This is a genomic window from Bacillus sp. FSL R10-2201, from assembly GCF_038008665.1.
Lineage (GTDB): Bacteria > Bacillota > Bacilli > Bacillales > Bacillaceae_G > Bacillus_A > Bacillus_A mycoides.
The window spans coordinates 1,386,605-1,403,246 of the sequence record NZ_JBBOZP010000001.1 but is presented as its reverse complement, the minus strand read 5'-3'; the positions used below and the strand labels follow the sequence as shown (position 1 = coordinate 1,403,246).

Annotated in this window: 19 protein-coding genes and 1 other annotated feature; of the genes, 5 read left to right on the top strand and 14 right to left on the bottom strand. The window is 37.3% G+C overall.

All coding sequences use genetic code 11. From position 1 onward, the window contains the following. Positions 1-42: 42 nt before the first annotated feature. The 9 genes from leuD to NSQ69_RS07250 form a co-directional block, all read right to left on the bottom strand. Positions 43-624 carry a 3-isopropylmalate dehydratase small subunit gene (leuD, locus tag NSQ69_RS07290; RefSeq protein WP_002126281.1) on the bottom strand — a complete coding sequence of 194 codons (582 nt, stop codon included), beginning with the start codon at positions 622-624 and terminating at the stop codon, positions 43-45. Then, a complete protein-coding gene (gene leuC / locus NSQ69_RS07285) occupies positions 602-1,996 on the bottom strand; it encodes a 3-isopropylmalate dehydratase large subunit (protein WP_002011716.1) in 1,395 nt (464 codons plus the stop codon). Before leuC ends, leuD begins: the two co-directional genes overlap by 23 nt. Continuing rightward, positions 1,996-3,060, bottom strand: a complete 1,065-nt coding sequence (gene leuB, locus NSQ69_RS07280) for a 3-isopropylmalate dehydrogenase (RefSeq protein ID WP_002011718.1) — start codon at positions 3,058-3,060, stop codon at positions 1,996-1,998. Before leuB ends, leuC begins: the two co-directional genes overlap by 1 nt. Before the next feature lie 78 nt (positions 3,061-3,138). Next, positions 3,139-4,659 carry a 2-isopropylmalate synthase gene (gene leuA, locus NSQ69_RS07275; protein ID WP_002186328.1) on the bottom strand — a complete coding sequence of 507 codons (1,521 nt, stop codon included), beginning with the start codon at positions 4,657-4,659 and terminating at the stop codon, positions 3,139-3,141. A 1-nt stretch (position 4,660) separates the two neighbouring features. After that, a complete protein-coding gene (gene ilvC / locus NSQ69_RS07270) occupies positions 4,661-5,677 on the bottom strand; it encodes a ketol-acid reductoisomerase (protein WP_003188179.1) in 1,017 nt (338 codons plus the stop codon). A 21-nt stretch (positions 5,678-5,698) separates the two neighbouring features. Beyond that, the gene (ilvN, locus tag NSQ69_RS07265; protein WP_000822948.1) at positions 5,699-6,208 is read right to left on the bottom strand and encodes an acetolactate synthase small subunit; all 510 of its coding nucleotides are present in this window, start codon (positions 6,206-6,208) and stop codon (positions 5,699-5,701) included. Beyond that, positions 6,205-7,905: an acetolactate synthase large subunit gene (gene ilvB / locus NSQ69_RS07260; protein WP_002168823.1), complete on the bottom strand. Its 1,701-nt coding sequence runs from the start codon at positions 7,903-7,905 to the stop codon at positions 6,205-6,207. The genes ilvN and ilvB overlap by 4 nt, the downstream gene beginning before the upstream one ends. Positions 7,906-7,977: 72 nt before the next feature. Beyond that, positions 7,978-8,206: a binding site (T-box leader), on the bottom strand. 15 nt (positions 8,207-8,221) lie between these two features. After that, positions 8,222-9,118 (bottom strand): branched-chain-amino-acid transaminase, encoded by an 897-nt coding sequence (gene ilvE, locus NSQ69_RS07255; protein ID WP_002011723.1) that lies wholly within the window; start codon positions 9,116-9,118, stop codon positions 8,222-8,224. 141 nt (positions 9,119-9,259) lie between these two features. Then, the gene (locus NSQ69_RS07250) at positions 9,260-9,475 is read right to left on the bottom strand and encodes a hypothetical protein (RefSeq protein WP_078177944.1); all 216 of its coding nucleotides are present in this window, start codon (positions 9,473-9,475) and stop codon (positions 9,260-9,262) included. A 59-nt stretch (positions 9,476-9,534) separates the two neighbouring features. Here NSQ69_RS07250 and NSQ69_RS07245 point away from each other — a divergent pair, with 59 nt between their 5' ends. After that, a complete protein-coding gene (locus NSQ69_RS07245) occupies positions 9,535-9,774 on the top strand; it encodes a DUF3911 family protein (RefSeq protein WP_002011724.1) in 240 nt (79 codons plus the stop codon). A gap of 86 nt (positions 9,775-9,860) precedes the next feature. After that, positions 9,861-10,100 (top strand): YkuS family protein, encoded by a 240-nt coding sequence (locus NSQ69_RS07240; protein ID WP_002011725.1) that lies wholly within the window; start codon positions 9,861-9,863, stop codon positions 10,098-10,100. Positions 10,101-10,528: 428 nt separating this feature from the next. Here NSQ69_RS07240 and NSQ69_RS07235 read toward each other — a convergent pair whose 3' ends face one another. Together NSQ69_RS07235 and ytfJ are read right to left on the bottom strand one after the other, a co-directional pair. Further along, complete coding sequence (locus NSQ69_RS07235; protein ID WP_000608225.1) at positions 10,529-10,618, bottom strand: hypothetical protein; 90 nt, start codon at positions 10,616-10,618, stop codon at positions 10,529-10,531. 108 nt (positions 10,619-10,726) lie between these two features. Beyond that, positions 10,727-11,134, bottom strand: coding sequence for a GerW family sporulation protein (ytfJ, locus tag NSQ69_RS07230; protein WP_002168824.1), 408 nt, complete (start codon positions 11,132-11,134; stop codon positions 10,727-10,729). A 172-nt stretch (positions 11,135-11,306) separates the two neighbouring features. Here ytfJ and NSQ69_RS07225 point away from each other — a divergent pair, with 172 nt between their 5' ends. Further along, positions 11,307-11,681, top strand: a complete 375-nt coding sequence (locus tag NSQ69_RS07225; RefSeq protein ID WP_002011728.1) for a hypothetical protein — start codon at positions 11,307-11,309, stop codon at positions 11,679-11,681. A gap of 34 nt (positions 11,682-11,715) precedes the next feature. On the opposite strand, the gene NSQ69_RS07220 is transcribed toward NSQ69_RS07225, so the two are convergent. Further along, entirely contained in the window at positions 11,716-13,059 is a 1,344-nt protein-coding gene (locus tag NSQ69_RS07220; protein ID WP_002168825.1) for a TrkH family potassium uptake protein, read from the bottom strand. 968 nt (positions 13,060-14,027) lie between these two features. Here NSQ69_RS07220 and NSQ69_RS07215 point away from each other — a divergent pair. Beyond that, entirely contained in the window at positions 14,028-15,281 is a 1,254-nt protein-coding gene (locus NSQ69_RS07215) for a dicarboxylate/amino acid:cation symporter (protein WP_050000112.1), read from the top strand. Positions 15,282-15,303: 22 nt separating this feature from the next. Here the strand turns inward: NSQ69_RS07215 and NSQ69_RS07210 are convergent, their stop codons facing one another. Together NSQ69_RS07210 and NSQ69_RS07205 are read right to left on the bottom strand one after the other, a co-directional pair. Next, a complete protein-coding gene (locus NSQ69_RS07210) occupies positions 15,304-15,459 on the bottom strand; it encodes a hypothetical protein (RefSeq protein ID WP_002011733.1) in 156 nt (51 codons plus the stop codon). Between the two features lie 153 nt (positions 15,460-15,612). Continuing rightward, the gene (locus tag NSQ69_RS07205; protein WP_002064429.1) at positions 15,613-16,032 is read right to left on the bottom strand and encodes a MarR family winged helix-turn-helix transcriptional regulator; all 420 of its coding nucleotides are present in this window, start codon (positions 16,030-16,032) and stop codon (positions 15,613-15,615) included. Positions 16,033-16,194: 162 nt separating this feature from the next. On the opposite strand from NSQ69_RS07205, the gene NSQ69_RS07200 reads away from it, so the two are divergent. Beyond that, entirely contained in the window at positions 16,195-16,626 is a 432-nt protein-coding gene (locus NSQ69_RS07200) for a regulatory YrvL family protein (RefSeq protein ID WP_002126264.1), read from the top strand. Positions 16,627-16,642 lie beyond the last annotated feature (16 nt).

Below are 16,642 nucleotides of genomic sequence, written 5' to 3'. Positions count from 1 at the left end.
TTAATTCTGAATGTAAATACATTTCGAATATTCTACTTTTAGTTAGTGTGAAGCTACTTTTCTTTCATACTCTTCAATTTCTTGTTCATATTGCATTGTAATGCTGATTTCATCTAGACCATTTAATAATTTTTCTTTCCACATTTTCTCGATTGTAAAATGAAACCTGTGCGTATTCGTAATAATTACTTCATTCTCTAAATCAACTTCCATTTGATCTCTCGCATTCGTTTTGGCAAGTTGTTCACGCATCTCTTTATCCATTACAATCGGTAACATACCATTCTTCATACAATTCATATAAAAAATATCTGCAAATCCTCCGGCGATAATAACGCGGAAACCATAATCCGCAAGCGCCCACGGAGCATGTTCTCTTGAAGAACCACATCCAAAATTATCACCTGTAATTAATATACTTGCTCCTTTTCGTTCTTGTGCATTAAGGGGGAAATTAGGATTTTCATGGCGCTCATTATCGTAACGCCACTCATCAAATAAATATTTTCCAAATCCCGTCCTTTCAATTCTCTTCAAATATTGCTTCGGAATAATTTGATCTGTATCAATGTTATCATTCATAAGTACTGCGGCAGTACCTTTATGAATATGAAATGGTTCCATCGTAACTCTCCTTTCTAATATCAACAAAATGACCATATAACGCAGCTGCTGCAGCCATAGCTGGACTTACTAAATGTGTTCGTGCTCCTTTCCCTTGCCTTCCTTCAAAATTACGATTTGAAGTAGAAGCACAATGTTCTCCTTCAGGTACTTGATCTGGATTCATCCCAAGACACATTGAACATCCAGGCTCTCTCCATTCAAATCCCGCTTCTTCAAATATGCGATGTAAGCCTTTTTGCATCGCCCGCTCTCTCACACTTTTTGATCCTGGTACAACGAGTGCTCGCACACCTTCTTTTACCTTTTTCCCTTTTACAACAGATGCAGCAATTTCTAAGTCAGATAAACGTGAATTTGTACAAGAACCAATGAAGACATGCTTAACAGGAATTTCAAACGTACTTTGCCCAGGGCTCAATCCCATATATGAAAATGCTCTTTCATCATTTTCGTTATGCTTCTCTGGTAATTTTTCATCAATAGGAACACCCATACTAGGATTTGTTCCCCAAGTGACATACGGTGCTAAATCCGTAACATCTACCGAAATATGTAAATCATAAATTGCATCTGAATCTGTATAAAGCTCCGACCATTTTCCCGTAAACGTTTCATAGTCTTTCGGTGCATATTCACGCCCTTTTACATAAGAAAATGTTTTCTCATCTGGTGCAATGATGCCAGCTTTCGCTCCCCCTTCAATTGCCATATTGCAAAGTGTCATTCTCTCTTCCATACCCATATCACGAATCGTCTCTCCGTAGAATTCCATTACATGCCCCGTTCCAACCGCTACACCGTACTTTGAGAGAAGATGCAAAATAATATCCTTTGCATAAACGCCTTTCGGTAACTTTCCTTTTAATTCAATCCCCATCGCTTTCGGTTTTCGTTGCCACAACGTTTGAGTTGCTAATACATGTTCTACTTCACTCGTACCAATACCAAACGCTAAAGCACCGAAAGCACCGTGGGTTGCTGTATGGCTATCACCGCATACAATCGTTTTCCCCGGTTGTGTGAGCCCAAGTTCTGGTCCTATAACGTGAACGATTCCTTGCTCTTCATCACCAATATCGGCTAATCGCACCTTAAATTGTTTACAATTGTCACGAAGTGTATCCAATTGCTGCTTCGCAATGCGATCGGTAATATTCCAAACATCTTTCGTTGGAATATTATGATCCATCGTTGCAAACGTTAATTCCGGTCTCCGAACAGTTCGATTTGCAAGCCGCAAGCCTTCAAAGGCTTGCGGTGACGTTACTTCATGAACGAGATGAAGATCGATATATAATAAATCCAATCCATTTTCATTCGTTACAACTACATGTCTTTCCCAAAGCTTATCTAGTAACCTTTTTCCCATTATCTTCCTCTCCCTACTAGTGCCTGCTCTTCCATTTCTTGAATAACTGCCCTCGTAAATGAAGTTGTCGTCTCATTCCCCCCAATATCAGCTGTACATTTCCCAGATTGAAGAACTGCAGAAATTGCCTCTTCAATCGCATACCCTTCTCTCGTTAATCCAAATGATTGCCCAAGCATCATCGCTACTGAACGCATCATCGCAATTGGATTCGCTTTATTTTTACCTGCAATATCTGGCGCTGATCCGTGAATAGGCTCATATAAAGACGGCCCGTTTTCCGCATGGCTCGCTGATGGAAGCATTCCTAATGACCCTGCTAATACAGAAGCCTCGTCGCTCAAAATATCACCAAATAAATTTTCTGTTACGATAACGTCAAATCTCCTTGGGTTTCGAATTAACTCCATAGCAGCTGCATCTACTAAAATGTGCTCTAATTCAACATTAGGATAACGAAGAGCTACTTCTTCCGTAACAGCTCTCCACAATTTACTAGATTCTAAAACATTCGCTTTATCAATAGAGGTTACTTTTTTCTCTCTCTTACTCGCTAATTGAAAAGCATACGACACGATACGTTCAATTTCATGACGATGGTACGTAAGTGTATCGGTTGCCGATTCTTCCGTTCTTTCTTTCGGATAAGAGAAATAAATACCGCCTGTTAGTTCACGAACGACAACGAAGTCAATTTCATCTGCGTTTTTTAATGGCGATAAATGTGCAGTTGCGCTTTCTACTGTTACAGGACGAACGTTCGCAAATACACCAAGTCCTTTTCTTAAAGCTAATAATCCTTTCTCTGGCCTTTCTTTCGCATCATCCCACCGCGGTCCACCAACCGCTCCAAGTAAAACCGCATCACTCGCTAAACAAGCGGCAAGTGTTCGCTGTGGTAATGGTTGCCCATTTAAATCGATAGCCGCTCCGCCAAAGTACTCATCTTGTAAATGAAAGTGATGTCCATATAGCCTCTCTACCATATGCAATACTTCCTTCGCGCTTTCCATAATTTCCGGACCAACACCATCACCCGCTAAACAAACGATACGTTTTTCCAATTAAAACACCCCTTTTTATCTGAATTTTCAGAAATATATTTTGATAAGTAAGGGACGATCCCCTCACTTATCAAACAGTTACTTCATAAGAGTAATAAAAGATTTTAATTTTCCGGCCGCATGAACATACGCTCTCGCCGATGCTTCTAATACGTCTTGCGCAACACCAAAACCTGATACTTGATGAGTTCCTTCTTTTAATTCAACATGAACATGTGCAAGTGCATCTTGACCTTGCGTTATAGATTGTATGCGATAATCCGCTAAGTCACATTCTAATCCTAAAATTCTTTGAATTGCATTATAGATCGCTTCAATACTTCCAGAACCAGTTGCTGCATCTTCGTACATATTTCCTTCCTCATCTTTTAGTACAACCGTTGCACACTGTGTACTATTTGATACGAAATGTACTTGCAATTGAGTAATGCTATATTGCTGGGCCGCAAATGCTGCTTCACCAAGCATAAGCGCACGTAAATCTTCTTCTGTAATTTCTTTTTTGCGGTCAGCCAAGTTTTTAAATGCTTCAAACACCACATCTCGTTCTTCTTTTGTAAACTCATAACCAAGTTCTTTCATTTTTTCAGTAAACGCATGGCGCCCGGAATGCTTTCCTAATACAAATAAATTTTGTGACTCTCCAATCAGTGATGGTTCAATAATTTCATACGTCGTTACTTCTTTTAATACACCGTCTTGATGGATACCTGATTCGTGAGCAAAAGCATTTGCTCCAACAATCGCCTTATTTTTCGGTACAACCATACCCGTTAACCGACTTACTAACGTACTCGTCGCTTTAATTTCTTTTAATGTCATAGAGGATTCTGCTTCATAGAAGTCTTTTCTAATATGGAGAGCAACCGCGACTTCTTCTAGCGCCGCATTCCCCGCTCTTTCTCCAATTCCATTAATCGTTCCTTCTACTTGTAACGCTCCGCCTTCGACCGCAGCTAACGAATTCGCTACTGCCATCCCAAGATCATCGTGACAATGACAAGAGAAAATTGCTTTTTCATACGACGGAACGGATTCTTGTAAGTATTTAAAAAGAGAATAATATTCTTCTGGATTCGTATATCCAACTGTATCAGGAATATTGATTACATTCGCTCCTGCGCGAATCGCGACTTCTACTGCTTCCGCTAAAAATGCTCTCGATGTTCTTGTTGCATCTTCTGCTGAAAATTGAACTGTTGGAAATAGTGATTTCCCAAGCGTAACCGAGCGATGTATGCTATCTAATACATCTTCTTTTGACATACAAAGCTTATATTTCATATGAATGTCACTCGTAGCTAAAAATACGTGTAAACGAGGAGAGACAGCGCCTTTCACAGCTTCATAGGCTCTTCGAATATCACTTTCTTTCGCTCTAGCTAAACTCATAACCGTAGCATTTTGAATGGTATTTGCGATACGTTTTACCGATTGAAAATCACCTTCAGAAGCTGCTGCGAATCCAGCTTCCATTACATTAATACCAAGTCTCTCTAGTTGCCTCGCAATCTGTAATTTCTCTTGTTCATTTAAATTAACTCCTGGTGATTGTTCGCCATCACGTAGCGTCGTATCCATGAACAAAATTTGCTTCATATTATTTGACCCCTGCCTTTACTCGCGGCTGTACAAACGGCATCATTTCACGTAATTTACGTCCAACTACTTCAATTTCGTGTTCATTCTCTTTCTCATTTGTCGCATGGAAATTTGGTTTTCCTGCTTTATGCTCTGCAATCCAGCCTCTTGCAAATGTACCATCTTGAATTTCTGCTAGCACTGCACCCATCGCTTTCTTCGTATCTTCCGTTACAACGCGTGGTCCTGATACGAAGTCGCCCCACTGCGCTGTATCTGAAACTGAATATCTCATATTTTCAAGTCCGCCTTCATACATAAGGTCAACGATTAGTTTTAGTTCATGTAAACATTCAAAATATGCAACTTCCGGTTGATAACCAGCATCAACTAACGTTTCAAACCCAGCTTTTACTAGTGCAGTCACTCCGCCGCAAAGTACAGCTTGCTCTCCAAATAAATCTGTTTCTGTTTCTTCTTTAAACGTTGTTTCTAATACACCTGCCCTCGTCGCCCCAATTCCATCTGCATATGAAAGTGCCTTTTCAGTCGCAACTCCTGTTGCATCTTGATATACGGCAAATAATGCAGGAACAGCTCCCCCTTCCGCAAACGTACGACGTACTAGATGTCCTGGACCTTTCGGTGCTACTAGAAATACATCTACATTAGCTGGCGGTTTTACTTGATCAAAGTGAACATTAAATCCATGCGCGAAAACGAGAGAATTGCCGCCTTGTAAGTTTGGTGCAATTTCAGCTTCATATACTTCCGGCTGTAATTCATCAGGTAGTAGAATCATTACTACATCTGCTTTTTCTGCTGCTTCCGCTACTGTATATACAGAAAAACCGTCTTCTTTCGCCTTATCCCATGACTTCCCTTTCCTCAGTCCTACTACCACATCAAATCCGTTATCACGTAAGTTTTGCGCATGCGCATGGCCTTGCGATCCATATCCGATGATTGCTACTTTCTTTTCCTTTAATACATTTACCGTTACGTCTTTTTCATAATAAACTTTCGCCATTTTCATTTCCCCCTATTTTTTAAATAATTATTGAATTAACATAACTTGTTTATCTTGTTTTTTCATACTACGTGTAAATGCTGTTACACCTGTTCTAGCAATTTCTTTCAAACCATATGGACGAAGTAATTCAATTAACGCTTCTACTTTCTCCTGGGTACCTGTTACTTGCACCACTATGGAATCCTTCCCAACGTCTATTACAGCGGCTCGGAACGGTTCAATTAAACTATATAATTCTGCTCTTGCTACAGACGTTGCTACTTTAATAAGTGCAAGTTCTCTAGCGATCATCGCTTCTTCTGTAATATCTGATACTTTCAGTACATCAATTTGCTTATGAAGTTGTTTAATTAACTGCTCAACTTGCTGTTCATTTTCAACGTGTACAACAATCGTCATTCTCGAAATATCCGATGATTCCGTATGACCTACTGAAATACTTTCAATATTAAAATGTCTACGTGTCATAACACCTGTAATTCGATTTAACACACCGCTTTGATTTCGAACTGTCGCTGTTACAATTCTCTTCACCTTTTCTCCACTCCCTCCATTTGATGAACGCCTTTTCCTGGGGCAACCATCGGCATTACCTTTTCGGATTGAAGTACGCGGCAATCAATTACAACAGGCTCTCTTAACTCAATTGCATACTGTAATTGTTGCTTTGCAAGAAGTGGGTCTTCAATACGAACACCTTTTATGCCATAAGCATTGGCAAGCGCAACAAAATCTGGTTGGCATGAAAGTAAGGAGTGCGAATATCGCCCATTATAAAATTCCTCTTGCCATTGTCTTACCATTCCTAAAGCTTCATTATTTAAAATAAACACTTTAACTGGTAAAGAATGCTCTTTTAATACACTTAGTTCTTGCAGGGTCATTTGAAATCCCGCATCACCAACAATTGCAATAACTAGTTCTTCAGGCTTTGCGATTTGTGCACCTATTGCTGCTGGAAATCCGAAGCCCATTGTTCCTAAGCCTCCAGAAGTTACCCATTTATCTGGATTTTTCAGCGGATAATATTGAGCTGCCCACATTTGATGTTGCCCAACATCTGTCGTTACAATCGCTTCCCCTTTCGTAATTTCGTATAGCATATCAATTGCATATTGAGGCTTAATACATTCCGAATGCTCTTTGTAAGAAAGAGGGTATTTTTCTTTTCTACTATTCAATAATGAGAGCCAATCATTGTGATTTACTTCCCCTTCCTTAAAGTTGAGTAGAGCTTCTAATGCTTGCTTCGCACTCGCAACAATTGGAATTTCAGTCGGCACATTTTTTCCGATTTCTGCTGGATCAATATCTATATGTGCGACAATCGCTTCTTTAGCAAAATAAGCTAAATTTCCAGTAAGACGATCGTCAAATCTTGCTCCTATATTTATAAGTAGATCACATTCATATAACGCCATATTAGCCGTGTAAGAACCGTGCATTCCTCCCATCCCAAGAAATAATTTATCATCTGGCGGAAAACCACCAAGACCAAGTAAAGTATGAACAACAGGAATTTCATATTTACGAGCAAAGCTTGTTAATTCTTTCGATGCCTTCGCATGCAATACACCTGCTCCAGCTAAAATTAACGGTTTTTTTGAAGTCGCAATCGCTTGTAATAATTTGTTTATTTGTAGTAGATTCGGTTCGTAATTAGGCTGGTATCCTGGTAAATCCATTTGAACATCACTACATCGCTCACCTTTCTCTACTACCATATCTTTCGGAAGGTCAATTACGACTGGGCCTGGTCTTCCTGTTCTAGCGATATGAAATGCTTCTTTAATAATTCGGGGTAAATCCGATGCTTTTCGTACTTGATAATTATGTTTTGTCACCGGCATCGTAAGCCCCATAATATCAGCTTCTTGGAAAGCATCACTCCCGATTAACGTTGTTGCTACTTGCCCTGTAAATACAACAAGTGGCAATGAATCAATCATCGCGTCAGCTAGACCAGTAATAACATTTGTAGCACCCGGTCCACTTGTTGCAATTACCACTCCTGGATTGCCTGTAATTCTTGCATATCCTTCAGCAGCATGAATTGCACCTTGCTCATGCCTCGTTAAAATATGCGGAATTTCACAATCATAAAGCGCATCATATAGAGGTAAAACCGCACCACCTGGATAACCAAAAATCACCTCTACTCCTTCCTTTTCTAGCGCTTCTAACAATAGCTGTGCACCAGTTGCCAGTTTCTCTTCCGTTTTTGAAGACATTTTTCTTATAAGCCCCCTTTTTTAAACATTTATAAAATAAAAAAATCCTACGTCCACACTCCAGCTATGTGCTGAAGGGACGAAAGATTTCGCGGTACCACCCTTCTTTGCAAGATTACTCTTGCCTCAGTGACTCGGGATATGAGTCTAGCTAATAACGGAGCTACCGTCTAAGCCTAAACAAACGTTTCAGCTTAGCACTCAAGGGTGATGTTCGTCGACGTGAACCATCGGTTTCCAGCAACCACCGACTCTCTGTGAGGCTTCACAGTCAACTACTCCTCCCTATCAACGCTTTATCATGTCATAAGAGCTATTATCCAACTTTATTTTCTTCGTAAATTTTCTCTCCATCTTCTACAACTAATTTACGGAATTCTTCTAATAAACGATTCGTATGTGGCCCTGTTCTACCTAAACCAATCGTTCTTCCATCTACTGTCGTAACAGCAATTACTTCAGCAGCTGTTCCTGTTAAAAACACTTCATCAGCTACATATACATCATGCCTTGTAAATAATTCTTCTCTTACGTCATATCCAAGTTTTTCGCCGATTTCTAAAATCGCGTTTCGTGTAATACCTTCTAACGCTCCAGCAGAACTTGGTGGTGTAATTAATTTATTTCCCTTCACAATAAATACATTATCTCCAGAGCCTTCAGCTACATATCCTTGGTCATTTAACATAAGTGCTTCTTGTACTCCAGCTAATTTCGCCTCAATGCGAACTAAAATATTATTTAAGTAATTTAAAGATTTTACTTGAGGCGATAAAACATCCGGGCGATTGCGACGCGTTGCAACTGTTATAATCGGAATCCCTTTTTCATAATATTCTTGTGGAAATAAAGATAATTGCTCTGCAATTACTACTACATTTGGTTTCGTACAAGAATCGGGATCTAATCCCAAGTTCCCAGGTCCTCTTGATACAACGAGGCGGATATATCCATTAGATAGTTTGTTTTGTCGAATCGTTTCAACAACGATTTTCGTTGCTTCTTCTAACGTATATGGAATTTCTAACATGATGGATTTCGCTGATTCATATAACCGGACAAGATGCTCTCTCAAACGGAAAACATTACCGCTATATACCCTAATTCCTTCGAACACTCCATCGCCATATAAATAGCCATGATCATATACTGAAACCTTTGCTTCGTCTTTTGGAACAAATTCTCCATTTAAGAAAATCCACTGCTCGTTCACTTGAAAGCGCCCCCTATGTTCTATGAGTTTTTTATTGTTTCCTAGTCTACTCTCCTTTTCAAATAAATCAAGTGAATTTTTAGAAAATTTTTAATTTTTAATCGTACGTACATCTTTGTTCATATTGATTTAATAACATTGTTAACGTTTACAAAAAGTCAAAAAAATTTTTTCGTCAAATTCTACTAAAAAAAATATTTGTTTAAAAGAAGGGTTTTCGCCAATTGATACGAATCTATTGTATTCAATAAACGGACGTCCGATTTTATAAATCCGGGAATATACAACGACTTTTGGTGAAAAAGGGGGAAAATAACAAAAATAACGCTGTCTAAAAATAACATTCATATTTTTCATTTAGTAATCATAATCCTATTTTTAAAAAACAATTTGTCAAATTGAAGGAGGAAATAACAATGGCGTGTGTACAAATTAAAGGAACGAGACAAGAGGTAGTAGAAATGCTACAACTATTTGATCTAATGGATACGAAAGGATTTTGTAAATTCGATAATTACGTTGAAGTAGAACCAAATAGTAGGAAACATAACAACTACACAGCTTCAATCGATATTCAGTCTAATAACAGTTCAGCACAAGATACATTAAATGATCAATTCGTTAGTCAAATGCTTACTGGTGTATATAACGACTAAACAAATATTCTCTTCCTACCATCTTTTCATAAATATATGCTATGGACTTGAGCATACTAGCAACTAGATGGTAGGAGGTGAAAATTATGGCTAGAATTGGTGTTGAGAACTCTTTAACAGATGTTCAACAAGCTCTTCAGCAACAAGGACATGAAGTCGTTTCACTTAACTCTGAAAATGATGCACATGGGTGTGATTGTTGCGTTGTAACCGGGCAAGATTCTAATATGATGGGCATTGCAGATACATCGATAAAAGGATCTGTAATTAAAGCACATGGTTTAACAACAGATGAAATTTGTCAGCAAGTTGAAAACCGCACTTAATCATTTTTATCACATTATTTGTGAGCTAACATGTAAAGGGAATGGAATGGTCCCACTGATTATAGTTTCAATTTATTTATAGAAAGAGGGCTCCTTTTCAAAAGGAGCCCTCTTTTTTATATTCACCTAACGGGAAAGTAACATATACTGGATGAAAGCCCTACCTCTCTCTCATCATTACGGTTCCACTGACCGCTCCTTGATTCACTAGTATACATATAAAGCTTACATATACAATTTATAGGGTTTGTTCACAAAAGTTGTTGGTAAGACTACCCGATCTTTCGCAAACTTTTCGTATTATATTCATAAGATTTATTTACTTTACACTAGCTTTAACCGAGACACGAATTAAAATTTTAACACCAATACAATAACTTGTCAACATTTTTTACAAATTAAAAACAGACATTAACGGTTTGTCTGTTTTAGAATGGAGCTTTTTCTTTTATTACATATACAACAAAACCGCTTACTAACATACATAAGCCAACTACTAAGTTTTTGATATTAATCATAAATTCCTCTCCCTTATTCCACACATCATATATATTTACAGTTCAATTATTCCGATCGTCCTAAAGCGCACTTTTTCTAATATATCATAATTCCTAAAAAATGCAAGTTCACTTTTGGCGACCATTCACAAATTTATCCACAGTGCTTGGCACAGTATTTAACGCTTTTTCAATTAAATGTGTACTACTATTGAGATGCAACACTTGCACACCGTTAGAACCAACTACTAAAAAAGCAACTGGGCTAATAGAAACCCCAGCCCCGCTTCCGCCTCCGAATGGATGACTTTGCTTGTTCTCTTTATGCTGCCCTTGTCCGCTGTTATGTTTTTCGGAAATAAAATCACCTTTAAAGTCACTTCCACCAGCTCCAAAACCAAAAGCCACTTGAGATACTGTTAATACTACATTTCCGTCAGCTGTTGAAACCGGACTTCCAACAATCGTATTTACATCTACCATCTCTTTTAAATTTGTCATTGCTGTTTTCATTAAATTTTCAATTGGATGTTCCATTATGTACTACACCCTTTCCTCATTATTCTTTTTTATACTTTCCAAAATAGAGGAAGTCATACTAAGTTTTCCTATTTTGAAAAAACATTTTCCACTTTCCAATTGGATATTACTCCCTGTACATGCTCGGATAAAAAGGAAAAAGAGATACATACTACTATTGAACCTTGTTATGAAAGGAGTCCTTACTTTGACTGAGAAATTTGATGAATATAAAAAAAGAGATCGAATAGATAGTGATTATAAAGAAGAATACGCAGCTGAAGTTGCACCACAGCGTATCGATTATGATGATAAAGATAACGATGATGTAAGATCGTCTGCAGCTGGATCGACTGCTGGTTTCATTGCTCTTGCCTTAGCAATATTATCATTATTCACATTCCCAACACTATTTGGTCTTGTGTCTGTTCTACTTGGTATTTACGCTTATAATCGCGGGGCTACTGTAACTGGCGGTACCGCTGCCATTGTGGGTGGTATCGCTGCACTCATTGCGATTTTATTCCGGGTGGCGCTTATTGGTTTATTGTTCTCTCTTTTTTAAAAAGAAAAAGGTATCTCGCTTTATGCGGGATACCTTATCCTGTAAATACATCTTCTGATGGATATTTAATTTTTTGTTTTGCTGGTCGTGCCAAAGAGAACACAAGTGTTAACGGTCCGATTAATCCACAAAACATAACAAACATAATAATACATTTTCCAAACGCCGATAGCTTCGCAGTAATCCCCATTGTTAACCCTACTGTACCAAACGCTGAAATTGTCTCAAATAATAACTGAATAAAACTGAAGTCTTCTGTAAGCATTAATACAAATACCGCTGTAAAAATAAGTATTTGACTAGCAACGACAATTGCTAACGCTCTCGTTACTGTCGACATTTTAATCGTACGCTGAAACAAAACAAAATCCTCTTTCTTTCTAAAGAAAGAAAGAACTGATGTAATTAAAATAACGAATGTCGTTAACTTAATTCCACCGCCTGTCGATACACTTCCTGCACCAATAAACATTAATACCATCGTAAATAGTATCGATGACTCTTCCATCCCCCCATAATCTACCGTGTTAAAACCAGCTGTACGAGGTGTAATTCCTTGGAAGAACGAAGCCCATAACTTTTCATTTAAAGATAAGTGCCCCAAAGTCTTCACATTATTATATTCCAATACAAAAATCACAAGCATCGCAATAACATTAAGTGCTATCGTTCCAACAATCATGATTTTGGAGTGCAGTGATAATTTTCGGAAACTACGGCTATACCATATATCAATTAATACCGTAAACCCTAACCCTCCTATTACAATTAAAGAACAAATCCCAATATTAATAATAGGATCTCCTACGTATCTTGTTAAATTATCTGGCCAAAGCGCAAAGCCGGCATTATTATATGACGCAATAACGTGAAAAATACTATAGTATAAACCTTTTCCAAAACCAAACTCTGGAATAAAGCGAATCGATAAAAAGATAACTCCAATTAGCTCAATACAAATAGAAAAAATAAAAACACGTTTTACTAATTTCACAAGACCACCAATATTTGTTTGATTAAATGCTTCTCCAATTAATAATCGGTGGCGTAAACCAATTTTTTTCCCTAATACCCAAACAATTAAAATGGCTATCGTCATAAGACCGAGACCACCCGTTTGAATTAAAAACATAATAACAATTTCACCAAACATCGTAAACGTACTCGCAGTATCTACAACACCTAAACCGGTTACAGTCGCTGCCGACGTAGCTGTAAAGAAAGCATCTACCCAACTAATATGTACTTTCGTTGCAAACGGTAACTTTAATAACAATCCTCCGACCACAATTAAACAAAAAAAGCCTAATGCTAAAATTTGTGGTGGATTCAATCGTATAAAACGATTATACAACCCTTGTTTTTTTGCTACTTCCATATCACTAACTCCCTTTATCAAGTGAAGCTTTTATCCCCTCATAAATAAAGACTCTTTAAGAGCCTACAAGTAGCGGGATAAACCTTATATTCTCATAATATAGTTGAGCATAATCCTTTTTTTCATAGATTTCAACTTTTATTTATATTCAGACTCCTATCGTTTTACAAAAGAATATTTTCTATTATATCTCCACTTATACTATAACTCTTACAACAACTATTTTATCCCTTTTCAAATTCCCATATCTTTCACTCCAAGTTCACACGAGGGTCACATCTACCTTTTATAGTATATGTATCGGAGCTGTTCCTCCCTAATTTATAAGACATTCCCCAGTGTCTTGAACAGCTTTCCATCCCTAATTAAATTGACATAAATTGTCCCCTTCCTTGACCATCCTATATGTGATGGTCTTATTTTTTTATTCTTTCTATCTTTTATTTGAAACTCCCTCTCTCTTTCACTCCATGTTCACACGAGGATCACATCCACCTTTTATAGTATATGTATCGAAGCTGTTCCTCCCTAATTTATAAGACATTCCCCAGTGTCTTTGAATAGCTTCCATCCCTAATTAAATTGACATAAATTGTCCCCTTCCCTTGACCATCATATATGTGATGGTCTTATTTTTTTATTCTTTCTATCTTTTATTTGAAACTCCCTCTCTCTTTCACTCCATGTTCACACGAGGATCACATCTACCTTTTATAGTATACGTATCGGAGCTGTTCCTCCCTAATTTATAAGACATTCCCCAGTGTCTTGAACAGCTTTCCATCCCTAATTAAATTGACATAAATTGTCCCCTTCCCTAGGCCATCATGTGATGGTCTATTTTTTTCCAAATACATAAATGTATTCTTTCCACATATTTCAGCAAAACTGGACTATATACATTGAAACAGACATTTTCACACTGAATATTCAGAAAATATTGTCAAAATAGGTATTTTTTCGGTATAATTAATTTAGAAAGCAATTTTACAAAAACAAAGGCAATCTTAATTGCATTATTTCTCGGTCTAGTTGTCGGACTCACTTTAAATTTAGCTGCTCCATCTATTTTTGAGCCATTGAATCAATATGCGTTCAATCCACTTGGTCAACTGTTTATTCGCCTTATTGAAATGCTAGTTGTTCCTGTTGTGTTCATTTCTATCGTACTTGGTGCTGCTGGTCTTGGAGATCCGAAACAACTTGGAAGAATTGGTTTAAAATCAATTTCATTCTTTCTCGTAACAACAGCTGTCGCTATCTCTATTGCAGTTACATTTGCACTTATCATAAAACCAGGAGCTGGCGGTAACTTTAAAACAGACGGGCTTAAGTATGAAGGTGCAAAAACTGAAACATCTTTCGTTGATACATTGCTGAATATTGTGCCAGATAATCCAGCAAAAGCGATGGCTGATGGGAACATGCTACAAATTATTGCCTTTGCCGCATTGATCGGACTCGGTTTAGCTGTTTTAGGAAAACGAGTTCAAGGTGTCCATTCATTACTTGAACAGGGCAACGAATTAATGATGTATCTTGTTAATCTCGTCATGAAATTAGCTCCAATCGGAACATTCGGGTTGCTCGCTTCATCCGTTGGTAAAATGGGTCTTGCAGGCGTCGCTGCGATGTTCAAGTATATGATTGTCGTTATGTTGGTACTCATTATTCACGGTGTCTTCGTATACGGCGGCTTATTAAAGGTACTAGCCAAAGAAAGTATTATTCGTTTCTTTAAACATTTCGGTCCGGTAATGGCAATTGGGTTTAGTACATCTAGCTCTAATGCTTCCCTTCCATTTGCCATGAAAACCGCCCAAGAAAAACTTGGAGTTCCAAAAGCGATAAGCTCTTTTGTACAACCACTAGGTGCAACGATAAATATGGATGGTACTGCTATTATGCAAGGGGTAGCAACTGTATTTATCGCTCAAGTATACGGCGTTGAACTTACATTACCACAATTAGCTATGGTCGTATTAACTGCTGTACTAGCTAGTATCGGTACTGCAGGTGTACCAGGTGTTGGACTAGTAATGCTTACGATGGTTTTAAATCAAGTAAATCTACCAGTAGAAGGCATTGCTTTAATTATCGGTATTGACCGCATTCTAGATATGTCTAGAACTGCTGTAAATATTTCCGGTGATGCAATTTGTGCAATGATTGTTGCAAACTCAGAAGAAAAATATAATACGGATCAATCTGCAGCATCTTAAATCAAAAAAGGAGTGAATCATTTCACTCCTTTTTTGATTTACTTCCTTTTTTCGAACGATATTCTTTTCCTTTATTATCATTTCCCGTTTCAAATTCAGTACTAAACTCCTGCTGGAATTGCCCTGATTTTGGTGAACCTTGATTTCCACTTCCTTGACTACCATTACGATTCGTCATATTTCTCCCTCCTTCCTTTATTAGTAGTATGGCGCTCTATCTTTTTTCATACACATTTTATTTTTTATCATCTATTACACACAGAAGAAGACCTTCCATATATGAGGAAGGTCTTCTTTTCAATTAGGTAAGCGTTTTCTTATTTGTAATTATTTAAATAAGTTTTTTAGAAATAGATATCATTATATCCATTTCATCTTCTGAAAGTGCGGAAAATCTTTCTTGTAAATATTTCTTTTTCTCACCTTCCATTTTCGCAACTAACTCTTTCCCTTGTTCTGTAATCTCTAAATATACAACTCGGCGATCTGATGTAGAACGTGAACGAGTTACAAAGCCTTTATTAATTAATTTTTCTGTAACAGCTGTAATATGACTATTCGACACATTTAACTCATTAGCTACACGTGAGACCATTTCTTTATTCGTACGGTTCAATATTCTAAGGACAATGAACTCATTCCACGGTATGTAACCACCAAATATTTTTCCAATATCATTACGCAACGTGCGAAACATTGCAAAAACATTTGTCGATAGTTCTTCCATTAATTGTTCTCGATTTTGAGACAACTTTGACAGCCCCTTTTATTTAATTTAGTTAAATAAAAACCTTATTAATAATTTTACACGAAATCTTACTTTTTGTCACCTTATTTCCCCATAATTCGTAGTTTTTTAATAGATATTTCATGGTACAATGAAATTGATTTTCCAGAAAAAGGAGTTGGGGCAATGAGTGAAGAAGACAAACTTTCTAATCTCAGTCTAAAAGATAAGACTATTATTATTAGTGTTGTTATTCTTATTCTCATTATATTCTTTGCATTTATATTTTTTGTATATGTAGGAATCTTTCATATTACAGGTATAGAATATTCATCAAGAACAGCTCTACTACTCTTTTTTTTACTCATTCTTTTATTAGACGGTATTACATATTTTATATTCATTTTCTTTAAAGTGCTCCTACATCCAATGATGACAAGTATGCCCAATTGGCTCTCAATTGCTCTGCTCTCTATAATTGAAATTACGTTAGATTGGTTTGTCATACATACCGCCGATGACTGGATAGAGAGTGTACAAATGCCCAACATAGCTGAATTATGTGTCACACTATTCCTTTACACACTAAATAAATTATTTAGTGATAAGAAAGAGTAAGAATACAAGCTTTTCT